The organism is Iodidimonas sp. SYSU 1G8, assembly GCF_039655775.1.
GTDB lineage: Bacteria > Pseudomonadota > Alphaproteobacteria > SMXS01 > SMXS01 > RI-34.
Genome location: NZ_JBBYXJ010000002.1, coordinates 1,186,210 through 1,210,618, shown reverse-complemented (window position 1 = coordinate 1,210,618; position 24,409 = coordinate 1,186,210). Strand labels below are relative to the sequence as shown.

The following is a 24,409-nucleotide window of genomic DNA, read 5'->3' as shown; positions in this document are numbered from 1 at the left end:
TATATGGATGGACGAGCCGCAGCCCAGGCGCGGACGCCCGGTGAACGACAGGAGGTTGATGCCATGTCCCTGAAACTTCTGATCTGCGATGCCTACACCGCCAATGGGCGCGCCGGCATCGTCGGCGCAGGGGGATCCCGCGCCGGCGACATGTTCACCCGCGCGGTCGACATCCACCGTCCGGACGCGGAGATTTCGGTCATGACGTTCGATAACGACGCGCCCGAGCTTCCGGCGCCGCTGGAGAGTTTCGATGGAGTCATCTGGAGCGGCTCGAACCTGACGATCCATCGCCGCAATGCCCTGATCGACGCCCAGATCGAGATGGCCGGCGCGCTCTTCGACCGGGGCATCCCCCAGTTCGGCTGTTGCTACGGCCTCCAGCTCGCCACCGTGGCCTCGGGCGGCGCGGTCGAGGCGAGCCCGGCCGGCGCCGAGATTGGCTGGGCGCGCGACGTGACATTGACTGGCGAGGGCCGCGCCCACGACATGTATGCCGGCAAGGCCGGGCGGTTCGACGCCCTGTGCTGGCACAATGATGCCGTGACCCGGCTTCCGGACGACGCCGTACTCCTGGCGGGCAACGCGCATTCGCCGGTGCAGGCGGCCATCCTGCGGCGCGGCGGAGGCGAATTCTGGGCCACCCAGTACCATCTGGAGTTCGATGGCGCGGAAGTGGCCGCGCTGGTCGGCGGCTTTCGGGAAAGCATCCTGAAGACAGGCGCGATGGACCACGAACGGATTGCTCAGCTGGTCGACGAGATGAACGACCTCACGAAACGCGCCGCGGAGCCGGCCGAGGCGCCGCCGGCCTTCCGCCCCGTCATCGACCCGAAGGAGCGGACCGCAGAACTGGGCAACTGGCTGGCGCGGGTCGAAAGACTGACGCGGTCATAACCCCGCGTTTCCCGCGAGACTGGCGCGGCCCGTCGATTGGGTCTAGCGTGATGGGGTCGGCAAAGGTCAGGGGAGACACCAATGTCTGAATCGGCCAGATCAGAGGCACGTCCGCGCAAGGTTTGGGCGGATGCCAACGGCACCATCCACAAATGCGAATGGCTCAAGGTCGGCGACCGCAAGGTGCCGGTCGCCATCACATTGTGCGGCGTCCAGACGCCGCCCAATGGCAGCCGGGCCGAAGAGTGGCCCGTGACTTGCGAAGCCTGTAACGCCGAGTTGGAAATCCGCAAGGCGCAGCTGGTACAGGCCTAGCGGCACGTCGCTACCTCCGGGTGGAACTATCGGCGGCCGGCCGTGTGATCGCGCTTGCGGTCTGCCGCCACTGCGGCATAAACGCATGAGCGAGAACGGCTTATGACGCGGCTTGGGGGCCTGCTCTGTGCGGACGGCAACATTCATCGCGGTGGTCAGCACTGCGGTCAGTAATTCTGTAGTCGAGGCGATCGAAAGCCGCCATGCGCCAGCCTGTGTGACCCGGCTTGCCCTGCCCGGCGGCTGGCTGACCCTGTATGCCTGGCAAACCGCGTCATTCGACAAGAACCCCCTGATCACCCTCGATGCGAGCCGGGGCAACGAGATCCCAATCCCGCTCGCCATGATCGACGCAGCATCGGCGCCCGTAGGCCTGCGCAACACCGCCCGGCAGCACCAGAGCTATCTCTGGCTCGACGAAGCCGGCGAACTGGTGCTGTGGACCGATCATCTGGGCATCTCGCCCTTGTATCACGCGGTGATCGACGGCACCCATCTCGTTTCCGATGGTCCCGGCCTGCTGGCCGAACTGGCGCCGGGCGTGGACGATGCCATGGTCGCCAGCTTCCTCGCCACCGGCATCATGCTGCGCGGGCGCACGCTGTTCGCGCGGGTGCGCGGTCTGCCGCCCGCCGCCATCGCCCGGATCGCGCCCGGCGGCGACATGGCGGTCGCGCGGTACTGGCGCCACCGGCCGGGCACCGACCCGTGGGCGGACCGGACCGCCATGGAGCGGGAGCTGTGGTCCCGGGTCACCGCCTCGGCGGCGGCGCATACCGCGGGCCGTCATTCGGTCCTGGCGCTGTCGGGCGGATATGATTCCTCGGCGCTGCTAGGGATTCTCCACGCGGCCGGCGCGCGCGTCAGCACCTTCTCGTTCGCCACGGGAACGCCGAAGCCCGGCAGCGATGCCGACGTCGCCCGGCAACAGGCCGCGTTCCTCGGGATCGAACACAAGGTCTACACCCTTCCCCAGGCCCTCGATCCCGTGGACCTCGTGGAGACCCACCTGCGGCACGGCGCATTCATGCGCAAGCCCTGCTACGAGATCGATGCCTATCACCGGGCCGCCACCGATGCCAGGGAACGCTGGCGGAATCCCCTGCTGCTCTTCGGGGACGAGGCGTTCGGCCAGGGCGCGCTGCGCCTCGAGGAACCGGACGAATTGCTGGGCGCGATCACACTCAAGAACCCGCGCCTGATCGAAAAGATCGCCGCCGCCCTGCCCGCCGGCGACGCGGCGCGGCTGGTCCGGTCGCTGCGCCAGTCCTATGACGACCTCGTCGCCGAAATGCCCGCGGCCGCCAGCCGCTACGACATCATGGACAGCCTGTTCCTCGACACCTTCCTGATCGCCAACATGGTGCGGATCCGCGCCGCCCTGATCGGCCCGCACACGCCGTTCGCCCTGCCCTATCTCGATCTGAGGGTGCTCGACATGGCGCGCCACGTGCCCAGCCATATCCGGGTGGACAAGGCGCTGTTCGAAGCAGCGGCCGCGCGCAATCTGCCAGACCTCTTCCGCATTCGCCGCGCCCGGACCCGCCAATCCCAGCCGGATATCTCCGCCACGATCCTGGGCGGAACGGGCCGTCTGACGGCCGCCATCGGCGCCCTCGGCGGCAGCGGCGGGCGCTTCACCCCCGACACTCTGCTGGCCGCGCTGGAGCTGGTGCGCACCGATGGCGAACGGCCCTCGGCCCTGCGTACGGGGACCTTCGCGCTGGGCAAGATGATCGTCCGGCGCAAACTGCTGCCCGCGGCCCTCACCAATGCCGTGCAGCGGCGGGTGTGGACCAAGTTCAGCACCGGGGTCGGCCGGCCGGCCTTATTCCTGCGGCTGTTCTACCTCGCCATGCTGTTCGACCGGATGGGCTGGCGCGAGAACGCGGGGCCGGACGATGATCACCCCCTTGCCCCGCCGCCGGCCACCGCTATCCCTGCCGCGGCGCACGCGATCTGAGCGTCGGACGGGCGAAATCGCCCGAAAAATGTGGCGAAGCGATGGATTTTTCCCATCCGAACCGGGGCGAGAAGCTGTTACCTTCACGCCTACATGTTTGGAAAGGGGAGACACCAAGCCATGCCGCGTTTCGTTCTCATCGGACTTTGCGAGCCGCCCAGCGCCGACAAACAGGCGCAATTCGACGAATGGTTCGTCGACCAGCACATCGAAGACACCGCCAAATGCCCGAACTTCATCCGGGGCAGCGTGTTCAAACTGGCGGGGCCTCACCTCGGCAGCGAAACCGTCTCCGGCTACCTGTCGCTCTATGAAGTCGAGGCGCCGAGCTACGAAGAGGCGGAACGGGTGCTGAACGAATGGCAGCGCGATCCTAATGCGTGGGAAGGCCGCCGCACCCACCTGGAAACGGCCGAACGCTTCGACGGCATGCCGCTCGCGGTGAAGGGCTCGGGCTGGTACGAGCTGCTCAAGTCGTTCGACGGCCCCCAAGCCAAGGGCTGAACGTCCGCGATCCTTTTCAGGGAGCCACTCCCATGACCACGACCAAGCCTGTTGTCGATCCCGCGATCTTCACCAGTCCCGCCTACGCGGCCAATCCGTACCCGACGCTGAAGATCCTGCGCGATCATTACCCCGCCTATCGCAACCCCCGCACGGGTCACTGGATGGTGACCCGTTACGAGGATGTCACCAACCTGTTCCGCGACAACATCAATTTCTCGGCGTCGCCGAATGGCGAGCACATCGGCGCGGTCTTCGGTCCGACGCTGATGGAGTATGACGGCGAGGACCACACCAAGCTGCGCAACATCGTCGCGCCCCAGTTCGTCGGCCTGAAGCTGAAGACGCTGCTGCCGACGATCCAGCGCAACGCCATGGAGCTGATCCGCAAGTTCACCGAAAAGCACGCACGGCTGATCGCCGAGCGGGCCGCCGCCACCGGCGAGATCGACATCGTCGACGATTTCGCCACCCGCCTGCCGCTGAACGTCATTCTCGACGTGCTCAACCTGCCGCAGGAAGCGCACGAGATGTTCCATGACTGGTATCCCGCCATGATGAACGGCATCAATGGCGGGCCCGAGCTGCGCGTCAAGGGCCAGAAGGCGAACGCGGAATATCACGCCTATCTGGACCCGCTGATCGAGGCCCGCAGCAAGGCGCCGGAGGATGACCTGCTGTCACGCTTGTCCGTCGCCGAGGTGGACGGCGCACGCATGACCAAGCAGGAGATCAAGTCGTTCGCCAGCCTGATCCTGGTGGCCGGCGCCGAGACCACGGACAAGGCCATCGCCAATCTGTGGTATCAGCTGCTCGCCAATCCCAGCCAGTGGGAAGCGGTGCAAAAGGATCCGGAGCTTCTGGACCGCGCCTTCAGCGAGATGATGCGCATTCACGGACCCGCGGGAATCCAGACGCGCCGGGCCGTCCGTGACGTGGAGTTGCACGGCGAAGTCATTCGCGCAGGCGACTATGTCCATTTGTCGCTCTACGGCGCGAACCGCGACGAGCGCGTGTTCCGCGATCCCGACAGGTTCGACCTGTCCCGCGAGGACCTGTATTTCGGCAAGGAACTACGGTCCGGCTATCACGAGAATGGCCGGGCCGGTCATATGGGGTTTGGTCTGGGCGCGCATTTCTGCGTGGGCTATCAGCTTGCCCGCGCGGAGACCGTCATCGGCACGCAGCTGCTGATGGAAGTGATCCGAAACCCACGATTCAAGCCGGGCTCCAACCCCACGCCCATCGCCATCCGCATCGAACCCTGGCACCTGCCGCTCGAGTTCGATGCGGCCTGACGGATCAGGATCGTTCGACGATTTCCAGTTCGGACACCTTCACCAGCCCATTCTGGCTGGTGAAGGTCAGCCGCGAGTCGGTGCTCTGGGCCTGCGAGATGCCGGATATCCGGTGGTCTCCGGTATCGTAGACGGTGACACGGCCGCCATCATCTATGACCAGGCGCGAACTGTTGGGAAAGATGGCGTAGCGCATGTGATTCTGTGACCCGCTGGATGCCGGTGAGCCGAGGCCATCGGGCCACCAGTCGGAAGGCGACCGGCTCGACCGATAGCTGACATCATCGTTTCCCTTGGATGCCCCCTCGGGCGCCGGGGCGTCACGAAGATAGTCCACGAGATCGCTCGCCAAGGCGTTGAGTGTCGCCTTCATACGATCGTTGAACATGTCACCGACCATGGTCATGCCCGAGGACCACTGCGCCATGCCGCCGAAATCAGGATGGGAGAACTGGGCCATCCGCCCGCCCCCCGAGCGCAGCGCATTCAGCACGGTACGCACGGCATCCTCGGACACGCCATGCCGATCTGAAAGGGTAGAGACGATGTTGGCATCATTGCCGGTCTTGACCATGCGGGCCTCCTGAGATGGGTTCAGGACCAGAAACCACCCGGCAGGATTTCGGTTCCAATCCAGCCGGGAGACGCGCCTCCGACAAGAACCCTGATATGAAGCTGATCAAAGTTAACGCTGTCCCGTCAGGATGTATTACACTCCTCCCTTCGGCTTGTTGTCCGCAAGCGCCCCGACTATCCGGAGCAGGGTAAGGGAATTGATCGCGCAGTCCGGCACCGCCGACATTGTTATCTTTGAGACCGGCGGCGCCGTTTGCGCGCTGGCACGCCAAGATGTACGTGCCATCCTGCCCCTGCCGAATTTGTGGCGACCGCCCGAACTGCCCGCTCCGGTGGAAGGCTTCTTCAATCTCGGCGGCAGCGCCGTGCCAGTGCTGGCGCTCGCCCGGCTCTTCCGACTTCCCGCCACGGACGCCCCCGAGACCATCTATCGCCACCTCGTCCTGCCCCGCGTCCAGGGATCGAGCCAGGTCGCGTTTCTCGTCGACAGGGTGCGCGACATCACGGCGGCGCCATCCGACGGGTTCCTGGCCGTGGACGAGACCCGCACGCTGAATGGTTGCGTCGAGTTCGAGATTTCCATCGATGGCGCCCTCGTCCACGTGCTGAGCGTCGAACGCATCCTGATGGCAAAAGAACGCGACACGCTGGATGCCTTGTACGGCATGGCCCAGAGCCGGCTGTCCGAATGGTCGGCAGTCACGCCATGAGTCCCCCGGCCCTGCCGACGACATTGCTGCCCGATGCGTCCTTTCCGGCGCTGAAGGACATCATCATCTCGCGCACCGGGCACTTCTATTATCACGACAAGGACGACGTCCTCTGGGAGCGGGTGAGCCGGCGGATGCGGGCAGGCGACATGGTCTCGTGCGCCGAATATCTCCGACGCCTGCGCGATCCGGTGCTCGGCGTGAAGGAATGGGCCGCGCTGGAGTCAGAGATCACCATCGGCGAGACCTATTTCTTCCGCTACGCCGATCAGTTCGACGCGCTGCGCCAGACGATCCTGCCGGAAATTCTGACCAGAAATGCCGAAAGCCGGTCGATCCGGATCTGGAGCGCCGGCTGCTCGACCGGAGCGGAGCCCTATTCGATCGCCATCATTCTGCGTGATCTGCTGGGCGAACGGATCGCCGACTGGCGCATCTCCATCATTGGCACAGATATCGACGAGGCGGCGCTGGATACGGCGCGCCAGGGAATCTTCGGCCGGTGGGCCTTGCGCTCGACGCCCGACGATCTGATCGCTCGGTACTTTACACCGCAAGCCGGCAATCGGTCCTTCCAGCTTCGGTCGGAATATCGAGCGATGGCACGTTTCGAGCGGCACAATCTGCTCAGCCTGCTGGACGGGACCTCTCCGCTCCAGTTCAGCGACTTCGACCTCGTGCTTTGCCGTAACGTGCTGATCTACTTTCATTACGAGACGGGCGAGCGGATTCTTCGCGGCCTGCGTGATACCATGGTCGATGGCGGATGGCTCCTCGTTGGCAACGCCGAACCCAATCCGGCGCTGGCTTCGGTCTTCGAAACCCGCGCTTTTCCCGGCGCCACCGCCTACCGCCGCGTGGAAGCACTGGCGCAACCGGCTGCTCCAGCCGCCGAGGCCAGCATCGCCCCTCCTCCCGCCCCTGCCGCGGTCCGTTACCGGCCCCGGCCAGAGCCGACTGCCCCGGCACGCCGGCGCCCCGAAACGGCATCGCTGCCACCTCGCGAAACCGCGGTGGCAGGGCCGGATTCGCTGGCCGCGCTGGCCGCGCTGATCGAAGCCGGTGAGACTGCCGAAGCCCTCGGCCAGTGCGAAATCCTTCTCGCCCAGGAACCTGAAAACAAGCTGCTGCATTTCAGGCGCGGGCTGTGCCTACACGCCCTTCGGCGCGAGACGGACGCTGAACAGGCGTTTCGCAGAGCCATCTTCCTCGACCGCACGTTCATTGCGGCCCATTACCATCTCGGCCTGCTACTCGCTGGCCGCCGTCAACCGCGCGATGCCCGGCGCGCCCTGACCAACGCGCTTCGCCTCGCGGCGGCGCAGCCCTCGGGCACCGTGGTGCCAGAGGGCGACGGCCTGACCGCCGGTGAATTGAGCGGCGGCATTGCTTTGCAGCTCGACATCATGGGTTTGAGGACGCCGATCGCGTCCGCTTTTTCGGACGTGGCATAGATGATGGCACAAAATCACCTGCCCGAAATGCAGGACGACGCGGTGCAGTCGATCCTCGACGCCCGCACGGAACAACTGGCACGCCGGGGTGTCGCGCGGGACGTCGCCGCCACGGAAACCACACCGCTGCTGGTCTGCGCCATCGGGCCGGAGCATTATGGCATCGCCCTCGATAGCGTGGTGGCGGTAGTGCCGTGGCGCCGCCCGTCCGCGATCCCGGCAAGTCCTTCTGGCGTGCTGGGGCTGATCGCCGAGAAAGCCATCGTCTACAACGCCGTCGATCTCGCCATTCTGCTCGGCCGCCCGGCCGTGGACCGTACCGGCGGGACCCTGCTGCTGCTGCGCCATCAGCGGCCGCGCGTCGCCTTGCTGGTGGACAATGTCCTGCATGTGACGCATGCCTATGAGCCGGCCATGGCCGGCGAAAGGCCGCCCGCCGCGCCCGACGCGGTCACCGACTTTCTGCGCGAGCCCGAGGCCGGCCAAGGCTTTGGCCTGCTCGATATCGACACTCTGCTGATACCGCTGCTTGAACCCTCATCAATTGCCGGAGCGACCTGACGTGGGCCTTTCCATTGCAAACCGAATCCTTCTCGGCTTCGCCATCATCACCTTCGCGCTGATCGGCGTCGGCGTGTATATGCTCGTGCAGATGGGCGAGGTGCAGGACAATACCGAAACGACGGTATCGCGCGACATCGCCGCTCTGTCTCATCTCGACCGCATCAAGACCGCCGAGCGGGACCAGGGCAAGATGCGAGAGCAGACGGTGATCAACGCCTTGCTGGGAATTATCGACCGGGCACCGCCATCAGGCGAGGACACCGTCGCGGAGTGGCAGCGCAACAGCGAAACCCTGGACAATCTGCTGTCGGAAATGTCCGCGTCGGCCCGGCAGTTCAGCTCGACCGCGACGAGCGCGCAGCGGTCTCAGTCCTGGCGCAAGCTGGCGGAAGCGCTGGAGAAGGCGCGTGGGGATGAACGTCAGATCCGCGCCGAGACACTGGTTCAGTTCGAAGCGGTCAGAACCGGCAACTATGCCGGCGTGTCCGCGTCCGAGGCGAAAATCAACGATCACCGCGCCCGTTTCTTCGCCAATCTGGACGATGGAAGGGAAGCCGTGGACATGGCCATCGACGTCGGCAGGACCCGGACGGCCGAAATCTACGCCACCAGCCAAACGGCGATCATCGCCGCCATCGTGGTCGCGGCGCTGGCCGCCATTGCCATCAGTTTCCTGATCCGCCAGTCCATCACCTCGCAACTGCAACGGTTCTCGCAGTTCGCCGAGCGGGTCGGACGCGGCGATCTGGCGGAACGGGCGCCGGAGAGTACGGATGAAATGGGGCGCCTGGCCCAGGCTCTGAATGGAATGGTCGACGGGCTGCGTCAGCTCACGCGGCAGAGCAGGGAAGCGACAGAAAATCTGAACGCAGCGGCGGCGGAAATCCGTGCCTCGACCCAGGAACAAGCCGCCAGCGTCGAGGAACAGCTGGCCGCCGTGCAGGAAACCGCCGCGACGGTTGACGAAATCACCCATGCGGGCGGACAGATCGGGAAGCGGGCGCAAGAAGTCATCGCCACCGCGCAGATGACCGCCGAGACGAGCAATGCGGGCCTGCGCGCGGTCGATGACGCCATGCATGCCATGGATTCCATCCGCGACCAGGCCGAAGCCGTGGCCGAGAACATCGTGGCGCTAAGCGAAAAGACCCAGGCGATCGGCGAGATCATCCTGACGGTCAACGACGTATCGGAACGGTCCCATCTGCTGGCGCTGAACGCGGCCATCGAAGCGGCCGCGGCCGGCGAGGCAGGACGCAGCTTCGCGGTGGTCGCCTCGGAAATGAAGATGCTCGCCGATCAGGCCAAGGAGGCGACCGTGCAGGTCCGAGCCATCCTGGGCGATATCCAGCGCGGCATCAACTCGTCGGTCATGCTGACCGAAGAAGCCGTGAAGCGTGTCTCGGCCGGCAAGCAGCAAACCGAGACCACCCAGCGAACCATCGAGGAAATCAGCGGCCGCGTGCAGGAGAGCGTGCATACCTTCCAGCAGATCGTCGCGTCGACCAACCAGCAGCAGCTGGGCATCGAGCAGGTGATGGGTGCGCTGCAGAATATCCGGCAGGGCAGTCAGCAGACGGCCGCCGGAACCCGGCAGCTGGATCAGGCCGCCGCCAACCTGACGCAGCTTTCCGAACAGCTGGTGTCGCTGACCGAACGCTACCGGCTGTAACCGGCGTCTTCGGGCAATGGGGCACAGTCGCCAATGACCGACCTGCAACAGGAACTGCTGGCGATCTTTCGCGACGAAGTGCGCGAACATCTGTCGGAGATTCGCCGAGTCCTCCTCGCCGCGAGGGAAGATGGCGACGCCGATTTCATCGATGCCTTTCGCCGCGCCCACAGCCTGAAAGGCGCCGCGCGCGCGGTCGACAATCCGGCGATCGAAAGCCTGGCGCACGATCTCGAGGCGCTGCTCTCGGACGCGCCCGCGACCGGCGCGGCGGCTCCTGGGCTGGCCGAGATGGAGCGGCTCCTTGATGCGATCGAGGGCGAGGCGGGCGACATGGCGCGGATCGCCGCGCCCGAAGCGGCGCCGAACGATGCCGCTGTGGAAGTCCCCGCGACGGAACAGAGCGCTGGCGGGGTCGATTATCTGCGCATTCCCGCCGCGCAGGTCGACCGCGCGCTGCATTCCATGGAAACACTGTCCCAAGAATTGCAGCGCCGCGACCGGGCCGAAACCGCCCTGCTCCAGATTCAGGCGAGTCTCAAGAGCCTGGATCAGCGCTGGCGCCGTGCCCGCCGGGCAGAGGAAAGCGATGCCGGCGCGGCATTCGAGCACGAATTGCTCCAGTTGGCGCGGGATGTCGGCAGCGCGATGCGCGAGCGCCGGCAAGGTACATGGAACCTGGACCAGGCCGCGGCCCGGCTGCGCGACGACATCGCCGAGCTCTCGCTGGTGCCCATCGAAAGCGTCTTCGGCGGCTTCGGCCGCATGGTCCGGGAACTGGCACGGGAGAACGATCGTGACGTCACCTTCCGAGACCGGGGATTTTCCCTGCATGCCGACCGGCGGGTCCTGCAGGCCCTGAAGGACCCGCTGATGCACCTTCTGCGCAACGCCGTGAGCCACGGGGCAGAGGGCGGCGCGGAACGACGGGCGGCAGGCAAGCCGGAAACCGTCAGCATTTCGGTGGAGGCGGCCGCCAATGAAGGGATGCTGGTACTTACGGTCCGGGATGATGGCAGAGGCCTGGACTTTGATCGCATCGCGGCCGTGGCGGGTGAGGCAGGCATCCTCCCCCCCCAGATGGACGACGCACCGGCCCTGCGCCGCGAGCAACTTGCCCGCCTGCTGTTCTCGCCGGGATTTTCCACCGCCGGCGCCGTAGACCGGCTGTCGGGCCGCGGGATGGGCCTGGCCATCGTTCATGACACGGTGCGCCGTCTCCAGGGCTCCATCGACATCCACCCCGCCACCCCCTACGGCACGCAGATCGTGATCGCCGCGCCTCTGGTGGCAGCCCGCCATAACGTGCTGCTCGTGGAGGCGGGCCCGAATATATTTGCCCTCCCCATGCATCCTATCGAAAGTCTGTTGCGTTTAAAGACATCGGATATTCACAGCATGGGTGGATCGGCGGTCGTTCCGGTTACGCTGGACGGAAGCGAGATCATCGTGCCGATCGTCGGACTGGGGGCGTTGCTGAACATGGGCGACAAGGGAATACCGGCGGAGAATGGAATGGTCAGCGCCGTGCTGGTGCGCTGGGGTGCCTACCGCTGCGCCTTCGTGGTGGACAGGCTGATCGAATCCCGCAATGCCATCGTGACGGATACGGCGGTGCTGAGCAGCGATCCCCACCTCGTGAACGGTTCGCTGCTCTACGATGAGCGTCCGGTGCTGGTGCTCAATCCAGCCGAGCTGTTGGCACGATGGGGCCGCAGCGGCCGCTTCGCCGGCGCCTATGAGACCGGCCTGCTCGACCGCGTCGCCACCCCCGCCACGCCACCGACCATTCTGGTGGTCGATGACTCAATAACCACGCGAACACTCGAGAAAAGCATCCTCGAATCCCAAGGTTACCGCGTCATCCTCAGCATGGACGGGATCGACGCTCTTTCCGTGCTGCGCGGTGGCACCGGCATCGACCTCGTGATCACGGATATCGAGATGCCGCGGATGGACGGTTTCTCGCTGCTGCAAGCCATGAAGAACGACGCGGATCTGGCCACCATTCCGGTGATCCTGATGACCTCGCGCGCCGATCCCGAGGATATGCGCCGGGGCTTGGACCTGGGGGCTGATTCCTACATCACCAAGCAGAAGTTCGATCAGCGCGAACTCCTGTCGGCGATCACCCAATTGCTATGAAGAAGAACGCCGCACCCGTCAGAGTGATGATGGTTGAGGATTCGCCGGTGGTGCGTCATCTGCTGATGCATATCATCGAGCAGGATCCGCGCCTGACCGTCGCGGCCGCCTTCAGCACGGCCGAGGAAGCGCTGCAGCAGTTGCCTACGGTCCGTCCGGACGTCATTTCCATGGATGTGCGTCTACCCGGGATGAACGGTCTCGACGCGACGCGCCAGATCATGACGGAATTTCCGACGCCCATCGTCATTATCGCGGGCGACCTGGAAGACAGCTCGCTCCAGATCTCCATGAACGCGCTACGCGCCGGCGCCCTGTCGGTCGTGGAAAAGCCGGTCGGCGAAAGTCATGGCAAATATCTGGATGTCGCCGGTACCATCTGTACCCAGCTTTACATCATGAGTCAGGTTGCCGTGGTGCGGCGCCGGGTGATCGGCGGCGAATGGCGCAGTGGCGCGACGTCATCCGCGCCCGATGTGGAAATCGGTCCGCCAAGCATGGTCGGCATCGCGGCCTCTACAGGCGGACCGCCCGCGCTGGCCAAGCTCCTCGCCGGGATGCCGGCCGAGCCGGCCGCACCCGTTGCCATCGTGCAGCACATGGGTCCGGTCTTCATGGAAGGCTTCGCATCCTGGCTCGACAGTGTCGTTCCCCAGCGCGTGAAGCTGGCCCAGGATCAGGAGATCGCCCGCCCCGGCACGGTTTACGTCGCACCGGGCGACAGGCATCTCGAAGTCAGGCCGGGCGGCGTGCTTCGTCTGAATGCCAGCGCGCCCCTGCGCGGTCAGCGCCCGTCGGCGACCATCTTGTTCAAGTCGATCGCCGAGCACTACGGTGCGCGGGGCCTCGGCATCGTGCTGACCGGGATGGGTGAGGACGGCGCCGAGGGTCTGCTGGAGCTGCGCCGCGCGGGTGGACGCACCATCGCCGAGGACCAGAGCACGGCCGTCGTTTATGGCATGCCGGCAGCCGCCGTGAGACTGGGGGCGGCATCGTTGTCACTGCCGCTTAACCTGATTGGACCGCGTGTCGCCACCATGCTGAGACGGGACGCCAAGGCATGACCTTGCCCAGCCCGGCAGAGACAACGCGTATCCTGGTCGTCGAAGATTCCGCGACCCAGGCGTTCCAGCTCCGCCGCACCCTGGAGCGAAACGGCTACATGGTCGAATGCGTCCCGACGGCGGAGGCGGCGCTGGAAGAATTGAACCGCCACCTGCCCGACTTGGTGATCGCCGATTATCACCTGCCCGGCATGAATGGCGACGAGTTGTCGCGGCAGCTGCGACTGAAGATGCGTACCCGCGCCATCCCCATCATCATGCTGACGGGGGAACTGGCGCCGGAGCGCGAAAGACAGGGGCTGGAAAGCGGCGTCGACGCCTATGTGCCGAAATCGGCCGACCAGGAACTGATCCTGCCGCGCATCCGCGCGCTGCTGCGCCAGCAGGCAAAGACCGGGGCTGTCGAGATCAACCGGGAGAACGCCTCGGCCGCCTTTACACCGTTCCGGCGCGCCCGTCTCCTGGTGGTGGACGACAGCCCGACCTTCACCGCCTATCTGCGGGAAATCCTGACCCTGGAAGGCTACGAGGTGACCGCCGTGCAGACCGCCGAAGCGGCCGTCGCGGCGATTGGTGCCTCGGGTGAGGACTGCGACGCGGTCGTCGTCAACGTACTCAGCCCGGGATTCGACGGCATCAGCCTGTGTGCCCGGCTGGACACGGTCAGGCGGGAGACGGCATCGGCCGTGCAGAGCGCCCAGTTCCAGATCGTCGCTCTTGGCAGCGACGACAAGGAGGGCGCGGCCAAGAACATATTCCTGCGCGCCTTCGATGCCGGCGTCGACGACGTGCTGGCCAAATCCACCCATCGCGACATCCTGAAAGCCCGTATCCGTTCGCTCGTCAGGCGCAAGCTGCTGACGGACGAGAACCAGCGCATATCCAGCGAGCACCGTGACCGGGAAACGGCGCTGGAGCGCGCCCGTGCGGAGGCCGCCGCCGCCGAAGCGAAGGCGACCCTGGCCGAGGCGCTGGCCCGTGCCAACCAGGATCTCGAGGCCGCCAATCACAAGCTGAGGGAAACCCAGGCGCAGCTGGTACAGTCCGCCAAAATGGCCTCGCTGGGCGAGCTGGTCGCGGGCATCGCCCACGAGATCAACAATCCTCTCGCCTTCATCCTGGCCCATCAGGACACGGTGGAACGCGTTCTGGGCGAGGTGACGCCCGACATGCCGTTAGCGGATCGCGAAGCACGCGGCGCGAAGGCCCGCGACCGGCTGCGGTCCATGCGGCTGGGGCTGGGGCGCATTCAGAATCTCGTCCTCAATCTGCGCAAGTTCTCGCGCTTCGACGAAGGCGAGTTCCAGCGCATCAACATTCCGGAGGCGCTGGACACGGTCGTGGCCCTGGCGTCGACGAAATTGGGCGAAGACGTGAAAATCGAGCGCCGGCTGGAGGCACCCGAGGAACTTTTCTGCGCGCCGGCACTTATCAACCAGGCTGTCATGAACATCGTTGGCAACGCGATCGACGCTCTGCAGGGCGGCGGCGTGATCGGGATCGAGACACGCATCGCGGGCAACGACTACGTGATCGAAGTCAGCGACACAGGACCCGGGATTCCCAAGGACATTCGTGAACGCATTTTCGAGCCCTTCTTCACCACCAAGCCAGTCGGCGCGGGTACCGGACTCGGTCTGTCCATTGCCTATCGGATCGTCGATGCTCACCGCGGAGTCATCGAGATTGACGATCGTCCCGGCGGCGGAACGCGCTTCATCGTCCGCGTGCCCTACAAGACCCATGAGTGACATGACCGTTCGCTCCGCTCATGGCAGCATCCTCATCGTCGATGACGAGGCAGAGATCCTGGTCGCGCTGGAGGATCTCTTCGAATCCTCCTACCGGGTCATCACGACCACGTCTCCGCAGCACGCGTTGGACCTGCTGAAATCAGGCGAGGATGTCTGGGTGATCATCTCCGACCAGCGCATGCCCGAGATGACAGGCGACGTGTTTCTCGCCCGAGCGCGGGAACTCACTCAGGCAGAGGCCATCCTCCTGACCGGCTACGCGGACATCGAAGCGGTCGCGGCGGCGGTGAACCGGGGCGGCATCGTCGGATACGCGCCGAAACCGTGGGATCCCGCGGTGCTTCGCGCCATGGTCGGCGGCGCCTACGAACGATATCGTCTGGCGCGCGCGCTCGACCAGGAACGCGCGCTCTTCCATGGTTTGCTGGACAACACCAGCGACGCCGTCTCCTTCAAGGATGCCGAAGGGCGCTTCATTCGACTGAACGCCATCAAAGCGGGCACGTTCGGCCTGCCGGTCGAGGCTTGCCTCGGGAAAACCGAGGACGCGTTGCGCGAGAACCATGCCGCGTCGGCGGCGACCGAAGCGGACCAGGCGGCGATGACGACCGGCGAGCCGTCCGAGTCCCTCGAAGAACGGCACGACACGGAGCACGGTGAGCGCTGGTTGGCGGTCAGCCGCATTCCCCTGACGCAGCCAGGGTCTCCCGCTCGCCTGGTGGTGATAGAGCGGGACGTGACCAAGCAGCGGCATCTGGAGGAGCGGCTGCGCCAGGCCGACAAGATGCAGGCGCTCGGAACGCTGGCGGGCGGGGTCGCGCATGATTTCAACAACCTGTTGACGGCGGTGCTGGGCAACCTCCATCTCGCCCGCAAGGCGGTGCCCGAGGGCTCGCGCCTCCGGCGGCAGATCGAGAACGCTGCCATGGCCGCCGAGCGGGGCAGCGGCCTGACCCAGCGGCTCCTGAGCTTCAGTCGCCGCAAGGGCCTGACCGCCGAGGCCGTGGATGTCGATGATCTGGTCGCCGGCATGGACGACCTGCTGGCGCGCACCCTCGGAGGACTCGTCGTCCTCGACAAGCGCATCGAGAGCGATCTGTGGGCGGCAACCGCCGATGCCGACCAGCTCGAGCTGGTGATCCTGAACCTGTGCATCAACGCGCGCGACGCCATGCCCGATGGCGGCACCATTACCCTGACCGCGCGCAACGAACGGATCGATGTCGGCCAGGTCGATGGCCTGGGCAGCGGCGAGTATGTGGTTCTGGGCGTCGGAGACACCGGTACCGGCATGTCGCCCGATGTACTGCGCCGGGCGCTGGAGCCTTTTTTCACCACCAAGGATGGCAAGGGTACCGGATTGGGCCTGTCCATGGCCTATGGCGTCGCGCAACAGCTTGGCGGCGCGCTGACGATCCAGAGCGCATGGGGCGAAGGCACGCTCGTCGAGCTGTACCTGCCGCGTGCTCAGGCGGACGCGATCGCACGGATACTGCACGAGGGCGGCAACGTTCCCGCGATCGCGCCCGCTCATGTGCTGCTGGTCGATGATGATGACGGCGTCCGCGAGGTGCTGTGCGAATATCTCTCGGAGCTGGGCCATAGCGCCGTTGCCGCCTCGAGCGGCCAAGAGGCGTTGGACATCCTCAATGGACCGGACCAGTTCGATCTGCTCATCGCCGACTTCGCGATGCCCGGCATGACCGGCCTCGAACTCATGCTGCAGGCGCGCGCGGACCGGCCGGATCTGCCGGTTCTGTTGGTCTCGGGCCACACGGATTTCGTGCGGATACCCGACGACGTGCCCGTGCTGATGAAACCCTGCGACGAAAGCGAACTGGCCGCGCGCATCGCCGTCATTCTCGACGGTCGGGCGCGGGTGGCCCGTCCCGCCGGCCCGGCTTGAACGCCCGAGATGACACTGCAACGGAAGACCTGATGGAAATCGACGTACTGACGCTCAAGGCCTTGCGCGACAATGGCGAACCCCACGCGATCCTCGATGTCCGGGAGGCGGACGAGATCGCCATATGTCGTATCGACGGCGCGGTTCATATCCCGATGCAGCAGGTGCCCGCGCGTCTGGCCGACGTGCCGGCCGACATGGCGCTCGTGGTGCTGTGCCATCACGGCTCCCGGAGCGGCATGGTAACGCGCTTCCTGCGCGAGCGGGGTTTCGATCAGGCGGTGAATTTGCGCGGCGGCATCGACGCTTGGGCAGTGGCCGTCGATCCGGAGATGGCCCGCTACTGAACGCCGTCAGGCCGCGTCCCGGATCTGCAGATAGGCCGGATCGAACTGGGCGGCATCGGCCAGCGCGGGCCAGTCCAGGATTCGCAAGGTCGAGGACTGCAGGCTGATGATATGCGCGTTCCGCATGTCTCGCAGCGTCCTGTTGACGTGAACCACGGTCAGGCCGAGCGCGTCGCCGATATCCCGCTGGGTGATCGGCCAGTCGATGGTGTCGCCGCGCGCCATGCCGATGGCCCTAACGCGGATAAAGGTCTCGCAGAACAGGTGCGCGATGCGCTGGTAGGCGGTACGCCGCGCCACATTGGTCAGCCATTCCCGGAATATGGCCGCGTCCACGAGAGTATCCTTCCACAAAGCCCGTCCCAGCCGCAGATGTTCACTGGTCAGCGCCGCCATGGCCGCGTGCGGAATCGTCGCGATGACGCAGGGCGAGATGGTGGCGATACCATGGTCCATGGCATCGAGCAGGAAACTCTGGGAGTCGAATAGATCGCCGGGAAACTGAAAGGACAGAATCTGGCGCTGTCCATCCGGCAGTATCTTGTAACGGCAGACGATTCCATCGATCAGCAGGTTGCAGCTGTCCGGCCTGTCGCCTTCCCGGATAACATCCTGGTTGCGGGCGAGGCTATATGTCCGTGTACATGCACGCTCAAGTGCTGCGATCTCGTCGGCGGTCAGTGGGTAAATCGACCGAAATTTCAGCCTCAGCACCTCGGAGGCGGTCCCACTCTTCAGATCCATTAATATGCTGCTCGACCGCTTCTGCAGTTTTTCTTGGTTTGGTATGACGTGATGTCGATCCTGACGCGCGCCAACAGTAGAAGATGGCCGGGGCTGGCCGGTTAACATGGGTTACTCTGGAAACTGAATTGGGTGCTTTTTCTTGCGAGTTCGCGCGGGCTCCTCAGACGACTCGGTCGCTCAAGACAGCGCGCGCAAATCGGCCCGCAAGGTTTCCGGATCCGCCCCGGTCAAAAGGCGCTCCACATCCTCATGCTCGCGTTTCCAGATAGGCACTGCGGCGCGCAGTGCGGCGCGGCCCGCGTCGGTCAGGGTCAACAGGCGGCTCCGGCGGTCCGACGGATCGGGCGTGACCGCAAGGAAGCCGCGACGTTCCAGCGGCTTCACATTCGCGGTCAAGGTGGTGCGGTCCATCGCCAGCAAGGAGGCCACGCTGCCCATGGTCGGCGGCTTCGGCCGATTCAGCGACATCAGCAGGGAAAACTGACCGCTGGTCAGCCCCACGGGACGCAAGGCGTCGTCGAAACGCCGCGCGAGGGCGCGGGCGGCGCGTTGAACGTGAAGGCACAGGCAGGCGTCCCGGACCATGAGCGTGGTCGAGAAGGATGGCTCGTCTTGATTTGACATTCCCCCATTATGTTGATATCAACTTAATTGTCCAGCGCTTTATGGCTGGAATCCGCCGTTTCAGGCAACACGCGCACATGAGTCGATGGGAAGAGTCCATGGCACAAAAAGTTCTGGTTCTGCTGGGCACGAAAAAGGGGGCATTCATTCTGGAAAGCGACGGGGCGCGTCGCACCTGGGAGTTACGCGGGCCATTCTGTGAAACGTGGCCGCTGAATCATGTGGTCGCCGACCCCAATACCGGCACGATCTATGCTGGCGGCGGCAATGAATGGTTCGGCCCCGCCGTCTGGAAGTCGGACGATCTGGGCGCGACCTGGAGCCATTCCAGCGAAGGCTTGTCCTATCCGGCCGGCGAGGAGCCGGTGAAGTCCGTCTGGAGCCTGGCGGCAGGAGACGGCGCGCTGTATGCCGGCGTGGAACCCGCGGGTCTGTTCCGCAGCGATGATGGCGGCCAATCCTGGACGCACGTCAAGGGGCTGCGCGATCATCCCACCCGTCCCGACTGGCAGCCGGGCGGCGCCGGCCTGATCCTGCACTCGCTCATCCCGGACCCCAGGGACCCGCAACGCCTGTGGGTCGGCATCTCGGCCGCTGGCGTGTTTCACACCGCCGATGGCGGCGACACGTGGGAGCCGCGCAACCAGGGCACGCGCTGCGACTATCTGCCCGAGGGCCAGAAATATCCCGAATTCGGCCAGTGCGTTCATTCCATCGCCATGGCCGCCGGCATGTCCGACCGGCTCTACCAGCAGAACCATTGCGGCATGTATCGCAGCGACGATGGCGGCAAGCACTGGCAGAGTATCGAGAACGGCCTGCCCTCCTCGTTCGGCTTTCCGGCCGCCGCCCATCCGAGGGATCCATCCACGCTTTACCTTCTGCCCTTGAACGGCGATTCCGCCGGACGCTACGTGCCGGACGGCAAGGCCGCTGTCTGGCGCAGCCGAGACGGCGGAGACAGCTGGCAGGATCTGCGCGAAGGCCTGCCGCAGCAGAACGCCTTCTTCGGCGTCCTGCGCCAGGCCATGGCGACGGATACACTGGACCGGGCGGGCGTCTATTTCGGCACCGGCTCGGGCGAGGTCTATGCCAGCGCCGACGAAGGCGACACCTGGAGCTGTGCGGCGCGGCATCTGCCCGCCATCCTGTCGGTCGAAACCCTGGTCGTCGATGCCTGATGAGCGCGACGACCGTGACCGTCTGGCTACCTGCCGCCCTCGTGGCGCTGTTTCCCGGCGCTCCGCGTCAGGTGGAGATCGAGGCCGATACCGTCGATGACGTCATGAACGGTCTCAATGACCGGTGGCCCGGCATGCGGGACCGGCTCTGCGATTCCACGCCGCGCATCCGCCGCCACATCAACGTGTTCGTCGATGGCGAGCGCGCCACCCTGCAAACCCGCCTGCCGCCCGGCACCGACGTGACGGTACTGACCGCGATCAGCGGCGGCTGACCCGCTTGAGAAGGAAGACGAGAATGTACGTCCAGTCCTACATGTTCTTCGACGGCCGCACCGAAGAAGCCCTGGATTTCTACCAATCGGCCATCGGCGCCCGCATCGACATGATGCTGCGCTTCAGGGATCACCCTGAATCTCTGGACCATCCGGGCATGCCGGCTGATTTTGGCGACAAGGTGATGCACGCCTCGTTCCGTGTCGGCGACACGCATCTGATGGCGTCGGACGGCATGTGTTCGGGAAAGCCAGGCTTCAAGGGCATTACCCTGTCCATCGCGACGGCAAGCGACGAAGAGGCCGAGCGCGTGTTCGCCGCGCTGTCGGACGGCGCCACCATCGATACGCCCATGGAGAGCAATTTCTTCTCGTCCCGCTTCGGCAGCCTCACCGACCGCTTCGGCGTATCGTGGATGGTCACCGTCGTCCCGGCGAACGAACGGATGGACGCCTAGACCTGAGCCTTGCCGCGCGAGCGGATCGCCTCGCGGCGGGCTTCCACTTCCTCGGGCGAGACGGCCGCGTTGGCCGCGCGCGCGGTTCGCGCCTCGGTTTCCATGGCGTCGCCAAAGGATTGGGCGAAGCCCTCGTCGATGACACGCTTGTAGCCGACAAGCATCTCGGGGATCACCGAAAGCATGTCCTGCGCGAGAGCCCGGCATGTGGGCAGTAGATCATCGGGTTCGACCACCCGGTTCACCAGGCCCCAATCGGCTGCCTGCTGAGCCGACAGATAATTGCCGGTCAGCGACAGTTCCTTTGCCCGGTACACGCCGATGGCGCGGCTGAGCTTCTGGCTGAGCCCCCAGCCGGGCATGACGCCGACGCGGGCGTGGGTATCGGCGAAGCGCGCCGCGCTCGAGGCGATCAACACGTCGCAGGCCAATGCCAGTTCGAAACCGCCGGTGACAGCGACACCGTTGATCGCGCCGATGACCGGGCCGCTGAAGCGGCCGATGGACCGCACGGGATCGTCCTTGGTCACCGCGTCATTGGGGCTGGCGAGCCCCTTCGCGCCCAGTTCCTTCAGATCGAGTCCGGCGCAGAACGCGCGACCGGCACCGGTCAGGATCAGCACCCGCACCTCCGGATCGGCTTCCAGCGCATCCACGGCGCGGGCGATCTCGGCCCGCAACTCGCGCGACAGGGCGTTCATGGCGTTGGGGCGGTTCAGGGTGACGGTCGCCACCTCGCCGGATTTTTGGATCAGCAGAACGGGGTCGGACATGGGATGCTTTCTCCATGGAACTGGCGCGGCATTGTTCCGCCCCGGTCGGTCAGGGTCCAGCGAAATCGCGCGGCGGCACGGAGTCATTGCCGATCAGGTCGTTCTTAAACTAACATTACTGTCAGTATTTCAGAGTCGGCCGCAGACGGCCCGGCGCGACGACGGGAGAGAAGCATGGGATTACCGGTCACACATCCGCAGGCGATCGACGGCGGCGACGCGCGCAACGTCCGGGGCGACCCGATCACGGGCGACCGGTTCTGGTCCCGGGAATTCGCGCAGAAGGAATGGGACCATATGTGGAAGCGCGTGTGGCACGTTGCCGGACGGGTCAACGAGATACAGGAGCCGGGCGACTACATCATCCATGATTTCATGCATGAATCGGTGATCTGCGTGTTGCAGGACGATGGCGCGATCCGTGCCTTCTACAACGCCTGCCGCCATCGCGGGCAGCGGCTGGTCTGGGACAATGGGCATCAACAGAGCTTCACCTGCGCCTATCATGGCTGGGTCTGGGGCAAGGACGGCCTGCTCAACGACGTCCCCGATCCCGACGATTTTCCGCAGGGCGACCCCTGCGGCAAGCTGCGCCTCAAGGAACTGCAGTGCGACACATGGGGCGGCTTCGTCTGGTACAGCATGGACCCGAACGCGCCGCCGCTGATGGAGTATCTGGAGCCCATTCCCGAGCTCTACAAGAACTGGCCCTGGGACAAGCTGGTCCGGGTGACCAATCTGAAGGTCGAGCTGGAGTGCAACTGGAAGTTCGCGAGCGAGAACTTCAGCGAATCCTATCATACGCGCACCGCCCATCCGCAGGTGCCCGCCTGGATCGACCAGGACCACTGGACCTCGGTGCTGGAAATGTTCCCCAACGGCCACGGCCGTATCGTCCAGCCGGGCCGCCCATCCCTGCGCGACCGGCCGGCCGAGGGCGAGCCGCACCCGTTCGACGACTTTCTGGTCCCCTGGGATATCGATCCGCACCAGTACCCCGACTACGAGACCAAGGTCATGCAGGGATGGCTGGACCTGCAGGAAGCCAAGCAGCGGCTGTGGCGCGAGAAGGGCTATCTGCATTATGAGCACATGACGCCCACCGAGCTGACCGACAGCCCGCACAATGTGCTGTTCCCCAACGTCACTCTGTCGGTGCTGCCGGACGACGTGATCTTCTTTCGCACGGAACCGCATCCGGACGATCCGAACAAGTGCACCTTCGACCTGTGGCACATGGTGTTCCCCGTCGAGGGCGTCACCGAGGTCGAGACCATGGGCGGCCGCCGCAAGGTCGAGGAAGCCGAGTTCGAGCGCAAGGTGTTCGACAAAGGCCGCGGCGTGCCGGAGATGCACGGCCAGATCGTGTTCCAGGACATGATGCTGGCGGAGGGACAACAGCGCGGCTGGCGCTCGCAAGGCTATGACGACGCCTATCTGTCAGGCCAGGAGACCCGCGTGAGGCGCTGGCATGAGGTGCTCAACGACTATATCGAGGGTCGCCGATAACGCAGGGCCGCAGGCCGCGACCATAAGAGCAGGCCAGACGTCGCGGAATGATTTATGCTCGCAGCGTCGCGGCTCGATGCCGTGTGTCCGTGGGGAGCGAAACCATGAAGCATCTTGTTCTGAGCGCCTTGATCTGTAGCGCTCTTACATTGCCTGCCGTTGCTGTAGCAGCCCTGCAGCCCGGCCAGAGTGCACCGGAGTTTACCGCCGAGGCGTCGCTGGCCGGCAAGGCGTTCGATTTCTCGCTGAAGGGCGCGCTGAAGAAGGGCCCTGTCGTGGTCTACTTCTACCCGTCGGCCTACACGGGCGGCTGCAACGTTCAGGCACGGGCGTTTGCCGAGGAGGCGGACCAGTTCGCCGCGGCCGGCGCCTCCATCGTCGGTGTGTCTCAGAACAGCATCGCCGAGCTGAACGAATTCTCCGCCGACCCGGAATACTGCGCCGGCAAGTTTCCGGTCGCCTCCGATGCAGGCGGCAAGATTTCGCAGGCCTATGAGCTGAAGACCATGTCGGCCAAGCCGGGCATGAAGGACACGCGCGGCCAGGCCATCGATCACGACTTCACCGAGCGAACCACCTTCGTCATCGCCGCCGACGGCACGATCGCGGCCACCCTGTCCTCGGCGGACGACAAGATCGCGCCCGTGGATCATGCCAGCAAGGCGCTGGAAATCGTCCGCGGCCTGAAGCGATAGGGTGTTATTGGCGCTTCGGCGCCTCGTCTATGCAACGCTGGACGTCCGGCGCCGCGGCCTTCATGGCGTCTGCGTTGGCGAGCACACGCGCGACACCGCTGGCAAGCAGCGTATTGACCTCGCTTTCAGGCAGTTTCGCGGCCTTGGCGCGTCGGTCTATCTCCATGAGGTAACGAATATCGAGGCCCGAGGGCGGTAACGGTAGGCCGGCGGCTTTCGCCGCGTCCGGCTGAATCCGGTGGGTTGCCGCAGCCGCACTCACCAGCCCGCGACACTTCACCGCGGCGTCCACATCCGCGCGGGTCTGCGCGGCGGCGACCGACGCCAACATCATGCCAGCGACAAAGATCAACATGTAACGATGCATGACCTTTTCCCTCCGTAACCCATGCGCGGAAATTATCCGGGCATTCCAGGGCTACGGAAAGGGTAATCCACTGCAGCGACATCTTTTTTCCGGATCAGTCGTCGACCGGACGGAGAACGAGGTGGTCTGCGCGCGCTCCCTCGTCTTCGAGCTTGTCCGCCACGCGATGCAAATCCGCCAATGAGAGGCCCATGAAGGTCCCGGCCGACGCCAGATCGGCCTGGAGGAACAGGCCGCGCGCCCGCGCGGCATGATGGCGGGCCCCGCCCGGCGCTTTCCCGCGTCGTTTCAGTCCCGCCGCTGCGAGCGCGATCAGCCCTTTGAGGAACAGAGCGGTACGTCCGGTTCGTCCACACGCGTTCCAGAGACATTCCCACGCTTCATGCGCTTCCCAGAAATAACCGTGATTAAACAGATCGATTCCGCGGAGATAGGCTCTGCTGTCACGCCAGCACGCGGGGTCCGGTGGCGGTGGATCGGGTTCATCCAGACCATGGGAGTGGCCCGCGGGATCGCGAACCGGATGCGGCGTGACGCCGGGAAGATGAGCATAAGCAGGCAGGGTTCCGCCGGCCAAAAGGCGCGGCGGCTGCCCTGCCGGTGACGTCACG

At 65.2% G+C, this 24,409-nt stretch carries 25 protein-coding genes; 19 read left to right on the top strand and 6 right to left on the bottom strand.

Annotation, left to right across the window (positions count from 1 at the left end; all coding sequences use genetic code 11):
* The first annotated feature begins 63 nt into the window (after positions 1 to 63).
* From WJU17_RS16910 to WJU17_RS16890, 5 genes are all read left to right on the top strand, one after another.
* Positions 64 to 897 (top strand): type 1 glutamine amidotransferase, encoded by an 834-nt coding sequence (locus tag WJU17_RS16910; RefSeq protein ID WP_346328568.1) that lies wholly within the window; start codon positions 64 to 66, stop codon positions 895 to 897.
* An 81-nt stretch (positions 898 to 978) separates the two neighbouring features.
* A complete protein-coding gene (locus WJU17_RS16905) occupies positions 979 to 1,212 on the top strand; it encodes a hypothetical protein (RefSeq protein WP_346328567.1) in 234 nt (77 codons plus the stop codon).
* Positions 1,213 to 1,339: 127 nt separating this feature from the next.
* The gene (locus WJU17_RS16900; RefSeq protein WP_346328566.1) at positions 1,340 to 3,175 is read left to right on the top strand and encodes an asparagine synthase-related protein; all 1,836 of its coding nucleotides are present in this window, start codon (positions 1,340 to 1,342) and stop codon (positions 3,173 to 3,175) included.
* A 120-nt stretch (positions 3,176 to 3,295) separates the two neighbouring features.
* Positions 3,296 to 3,679 (top strand): hypothetical protein, encoded by a 384-nt coding sequence (locus WJU17_RS16895; RefSeq protein WP_346328565.1) that lies wholly within the window; start codon positions 3,296 to 3,298, stop codon positions 3,677 to 3,679.
* A 32-nt stretch (positions 3,680 to 3,711) separates the two neighbouring features.
* Positions 3,712 to 4,977: a cytochrome P450 gene (locus WJU17_RS16890; protein ID WP_346328564.1), complete on the top strand. Its 1,266-nt coding sequence runs from the start codon at positions 3,712 to 3,714 to the stop codon at positions 4,975 to 4,977.
* 4 nt (positions 4,978 to 4,981) lie between these two features.
* Here the strand turns inward: WJU17_RS16890 and WJU17_RS16885 are convergent, their stop codons facing one another.
* Positions 4,982 to 5,551: a hypothetical protein gene (locus WJU17_RS16885; RefSeq protein ID WP_346328563.1), complete on the bottom strand. Its 570-nt coding sequence runs from the start codon at positions 5,549 to 5,551 to the stop codon at positions 4,982 to 4,984.
* A 199-nt stretch (positions 5,552 to 5,750) separates the two neighbouring features.
* Between WJU17_RS16885 and WJU17_RS16880 the strand changes: the two genes are divergently transcribed.
* Genes WJU17_RS16880 through WJU17_RS16840 form a run of 9 tightly spaced genes read left to right on the top strand, consistent with a single transcriptional unit; the run spans position 5,751 to position 17,169 of the window.
* Positions 5,751 to 6,263, top strand: a complete 513-nt coding sequence (locus WJU17_RS16880) for a chemotaxis protein CheW (RefSeq protein ID WP_346328562.1) — start codon at positions 5,751 to 5,753, stop codon at positions 6,261 to 6,263.
* Positions 6,260 to 7,717: a CheR family methyltransferase gene (locus WJU17_RS16875; RefSeq protein WP_346328561.1), complete on the top strand. Its 1,458-nt coding sequence runs from the start codon at positions 6,260 to 6,262 to the stop codon at positions 7,715 to 7,717. Before WJU17_RS16880 ends, WJU17_RS16875 begins: the two co-directional genes overlap by 4 nt.
* Complete coding sequence (locus WJU17_RS16870) at positions 7,718 to 8,278, top strand: chemotaxis protein CheW (protein WP_346328560.1); 561 nt, start codon at positions 7,718 to 7,720, stop codon at positions 8,276 to 8,278.
* Between the two features lies 1 nt (position 8,279).
* Positions 8,280 to 9,953 carry a methyl-accepting chemotaxis protein gene (locus WJU17_RS16865; protein WP_346328559.1) on the top strand — a complete coding sequence of 558 codons (1,674 nt, stop codon included), beginning with the start codon at positions 8,280 to 8,282 and terminating at the stop codon, positions 9,951 to 9,953.
* Positions 9,954 to 9,986: 33 nt separating this feature from the next.
* Positions 9,987 to 12,098 (top strand): response regulator, encoded by a 2,112-nt coding sequence (locus WJU17_RS16860; RefSeq protein ID WP_346328558.1) that lies wholly within the window; start codon positions 9,987 to 9,989, stop codon positions 12,096 to 12,098.
* A 26-nt stretch (positions 12,099 to 12,124) separates the two neighbouring features.
* Positions 12,125 to 13,162, top strand: coding sequence for a chemotaxis-specific protein-glutamate methyltransferase CheB (gene cheB / locus WJU17_RS16855; RefSeq protein ID WP_346328978.1), 1,038 nt, complete (start codon positions 12,125 to 12,127; stop codon positions 13,160 to 13,162).
* The gene (locus WJU17_RS16850; RefSeq protein WP_346328557.1) at positions 13,159 to 14,913 is read left to right on the top strand and encodes a response regulator; all 1,755 of its coding nucleotides are present in this window, start codon (positions 13,159 to 13,161) and stop codon (positions 14,911 to 14,913) included. The genes cheB and WJU17_RS16850 overlap by 4 nt, the downstream gene beginning before the upstream one ends.
* Before the next feature lies 1 nt (position 14,914).
* Positions 14,915 to 16,822, top strand: a complete 1,908-nt coding sequence (locus tag WJU17_RS16845) for a response regulator (RefSeq protein ID WP_346328556.1) — start codon at positions 14,915 to 14,917, stop codon at positions 16,820 to 16,822.
* 32 nt (positions 16,823 to 16,854) lie between these two features.
* Positions 16,855 to 17,169: a rhodanese-like domain-containing protein gene (locus WJU17_RS16840; RefSeq protein WP_346328555.1), complete on the top strand. Its 315-nt coding sequence runs from the start codon at positions 16,855 to 16,857 to the stop codon at positions 17,167 to 17,169.
* A gap of 6 nt (positions 17,170 to 17,175) precedes the next feature.
* Here WJU17_RS16840 and WJU17_RS16835 read toward each other — a convergent pair whose 3' ends face one another.
* The gene (locus WJU17_RS16835) at positions 17,176 to 17,913 is read right to left on the bottom strand and encodes a Crp/Fnr family transcriptional regulator (protein ID WP_346328554.1); all 738 of its coding nucleotides are present in this window, start codon (positions 17,911 to 17,913) and stop codon (positions 17,176 to 17,178) included.
* A gap of 180 nt (positions 17,914 to 18,093) precedes the next feature.
* A complete protein-coding gene (locus WJU17_RS16830; protein WP_346328553.1) occupies positions 18,094 to 18,501 on the bottom strand; it encodes a MarR family transcriptional regulator in 408 nt (135 codons plus the stop codon).
* 137 nt (positions 18,502 to 18,638) lie between these two features.
* Here WJU17_RS16830 and WJU17_RS16825 point away from each other — a divergent pair, with 137 nt between their 5' ends.
* Genes WJU17_RS16825 through WJU17_RS16815 form a run of 3 tightly spaced genes read left to right on the top strand, consistent with a single transcriptional unit; the run spans position 18,639 to position 20,454 of the window.
* The gene (locus WJU17_RS16825) at positions 18,639 to 19,721 is read left to right on the top strand and encodes a sialidase family protein (RefSeq protein WP_346328552.1); all 1,083 of its coding nucleotides are present in this window, start codon (positions 18,639 to 18,641) and stop codon (positions 19,719 to 19,721) included.
* A complete protein-coding gene (locus tag WJU17_RS16820; protein WP_346328551.1) occupies positions 19,721 to 19,996 on the top strand; it encodes a MoaD/ThiS family protein in 276 nt (91 codons plus the stop codon). Before WJU17_RS16825 ends, WJU17_RS16820 begins: the two co-directional genes overlap by 1 nt.
* 23 nt (positions 19,997 to 20,019) lie before the next feature.
* Positions 20,020 to 20,454: a VOC family protein gene (locus tag WJU17_RS16815; protein ID WP_346328550.1), complete on the top strand. Its 435-nt coding sequence runs from the start codon at positions 20,020 to 20,022 to the stop codon at positions 20,452 to 20,454.
* Here the strand turns inward: WJU17_RS16815 and WJU17_RS16810 are convergent.
* Complete coding sequence (locus tag WJU17_RS16810) at positions 20,451 to 21,227, bottom strand: enoyl-CoA hydratase (protein WP_346328549.1); 777 nt, start codon at positions 21,225 to 21,227, stop codon at positions 20,451 to 20,453. The two genes, WJU17_RS16815 and WJU17_RS16810, sit on opposite strands and share 4 nt — an antisense overlap.
* Positions 21,228 to 21,401: 174 nt before the next feature.
* Between WJU17_RS16810 and WJU17_RS16805 the strand changes: the two genes are divergently transcribed.
* Positions 21,402 to 22,736 (top strand): aromatic ring-hydroxylating dioxygenase subunit alpha, encoded by a 1,335-nt coding sequence (locus WJU17_RS16805; RefSeq protein ID WP_346328548.1) that lies wholly within the window; start codon positions 21,402 to 21,404, stop codon positions 22,734 to 22,736.
* Positions 22,737 to 22,840: 104 nt separating this feature from the next.
* Complete coding sequence (locus WJU17_RS16800; protein WP_346328547.1) at positions 22,841 to 23,431, top strand: peroxiredoxin; 591 nt, start codon at positions 22,841 to 22,843, stop codon at positions 23,429 to 23,431.
* Between the two features lie 4 nt (positions 23,432 to 23,435).
* Here WJU17_RS16800 and WJU17_RS16795 read toward each other — a convergent pair whose 3' ends face one another.
* Both WJU17_RS16795 and WJU17_RS16790 read right to left on the bottom strand, forming a co-directional pair.
* Positions 23,436 to 23,798, bottom strand: coding sequence for a hypothetical protein (locus tag WJU17_RS16795; protein WP_346328546.1), 363 nt, complete (start codon positions 23,796 to 23,798; stop codon positions 23,436 to 23,438).
* A gap of 94 nt (positions 23,799 to 23,892) precedes the next feature.
* Positions 23,893 to 24,408: a DUF309 domain-containing protein gene (locus WJU17_RS16790; RefSeq protein WP_346328545.1), complete on the bottom strand. Its 516-nt coding sequence runs from the start codon at positions 24,406 to 24,408 to the stop codon at positions 23,893 to 23,895.
* Between the last annotated feature and the right edge of the window lies 1 nt (position 24,409).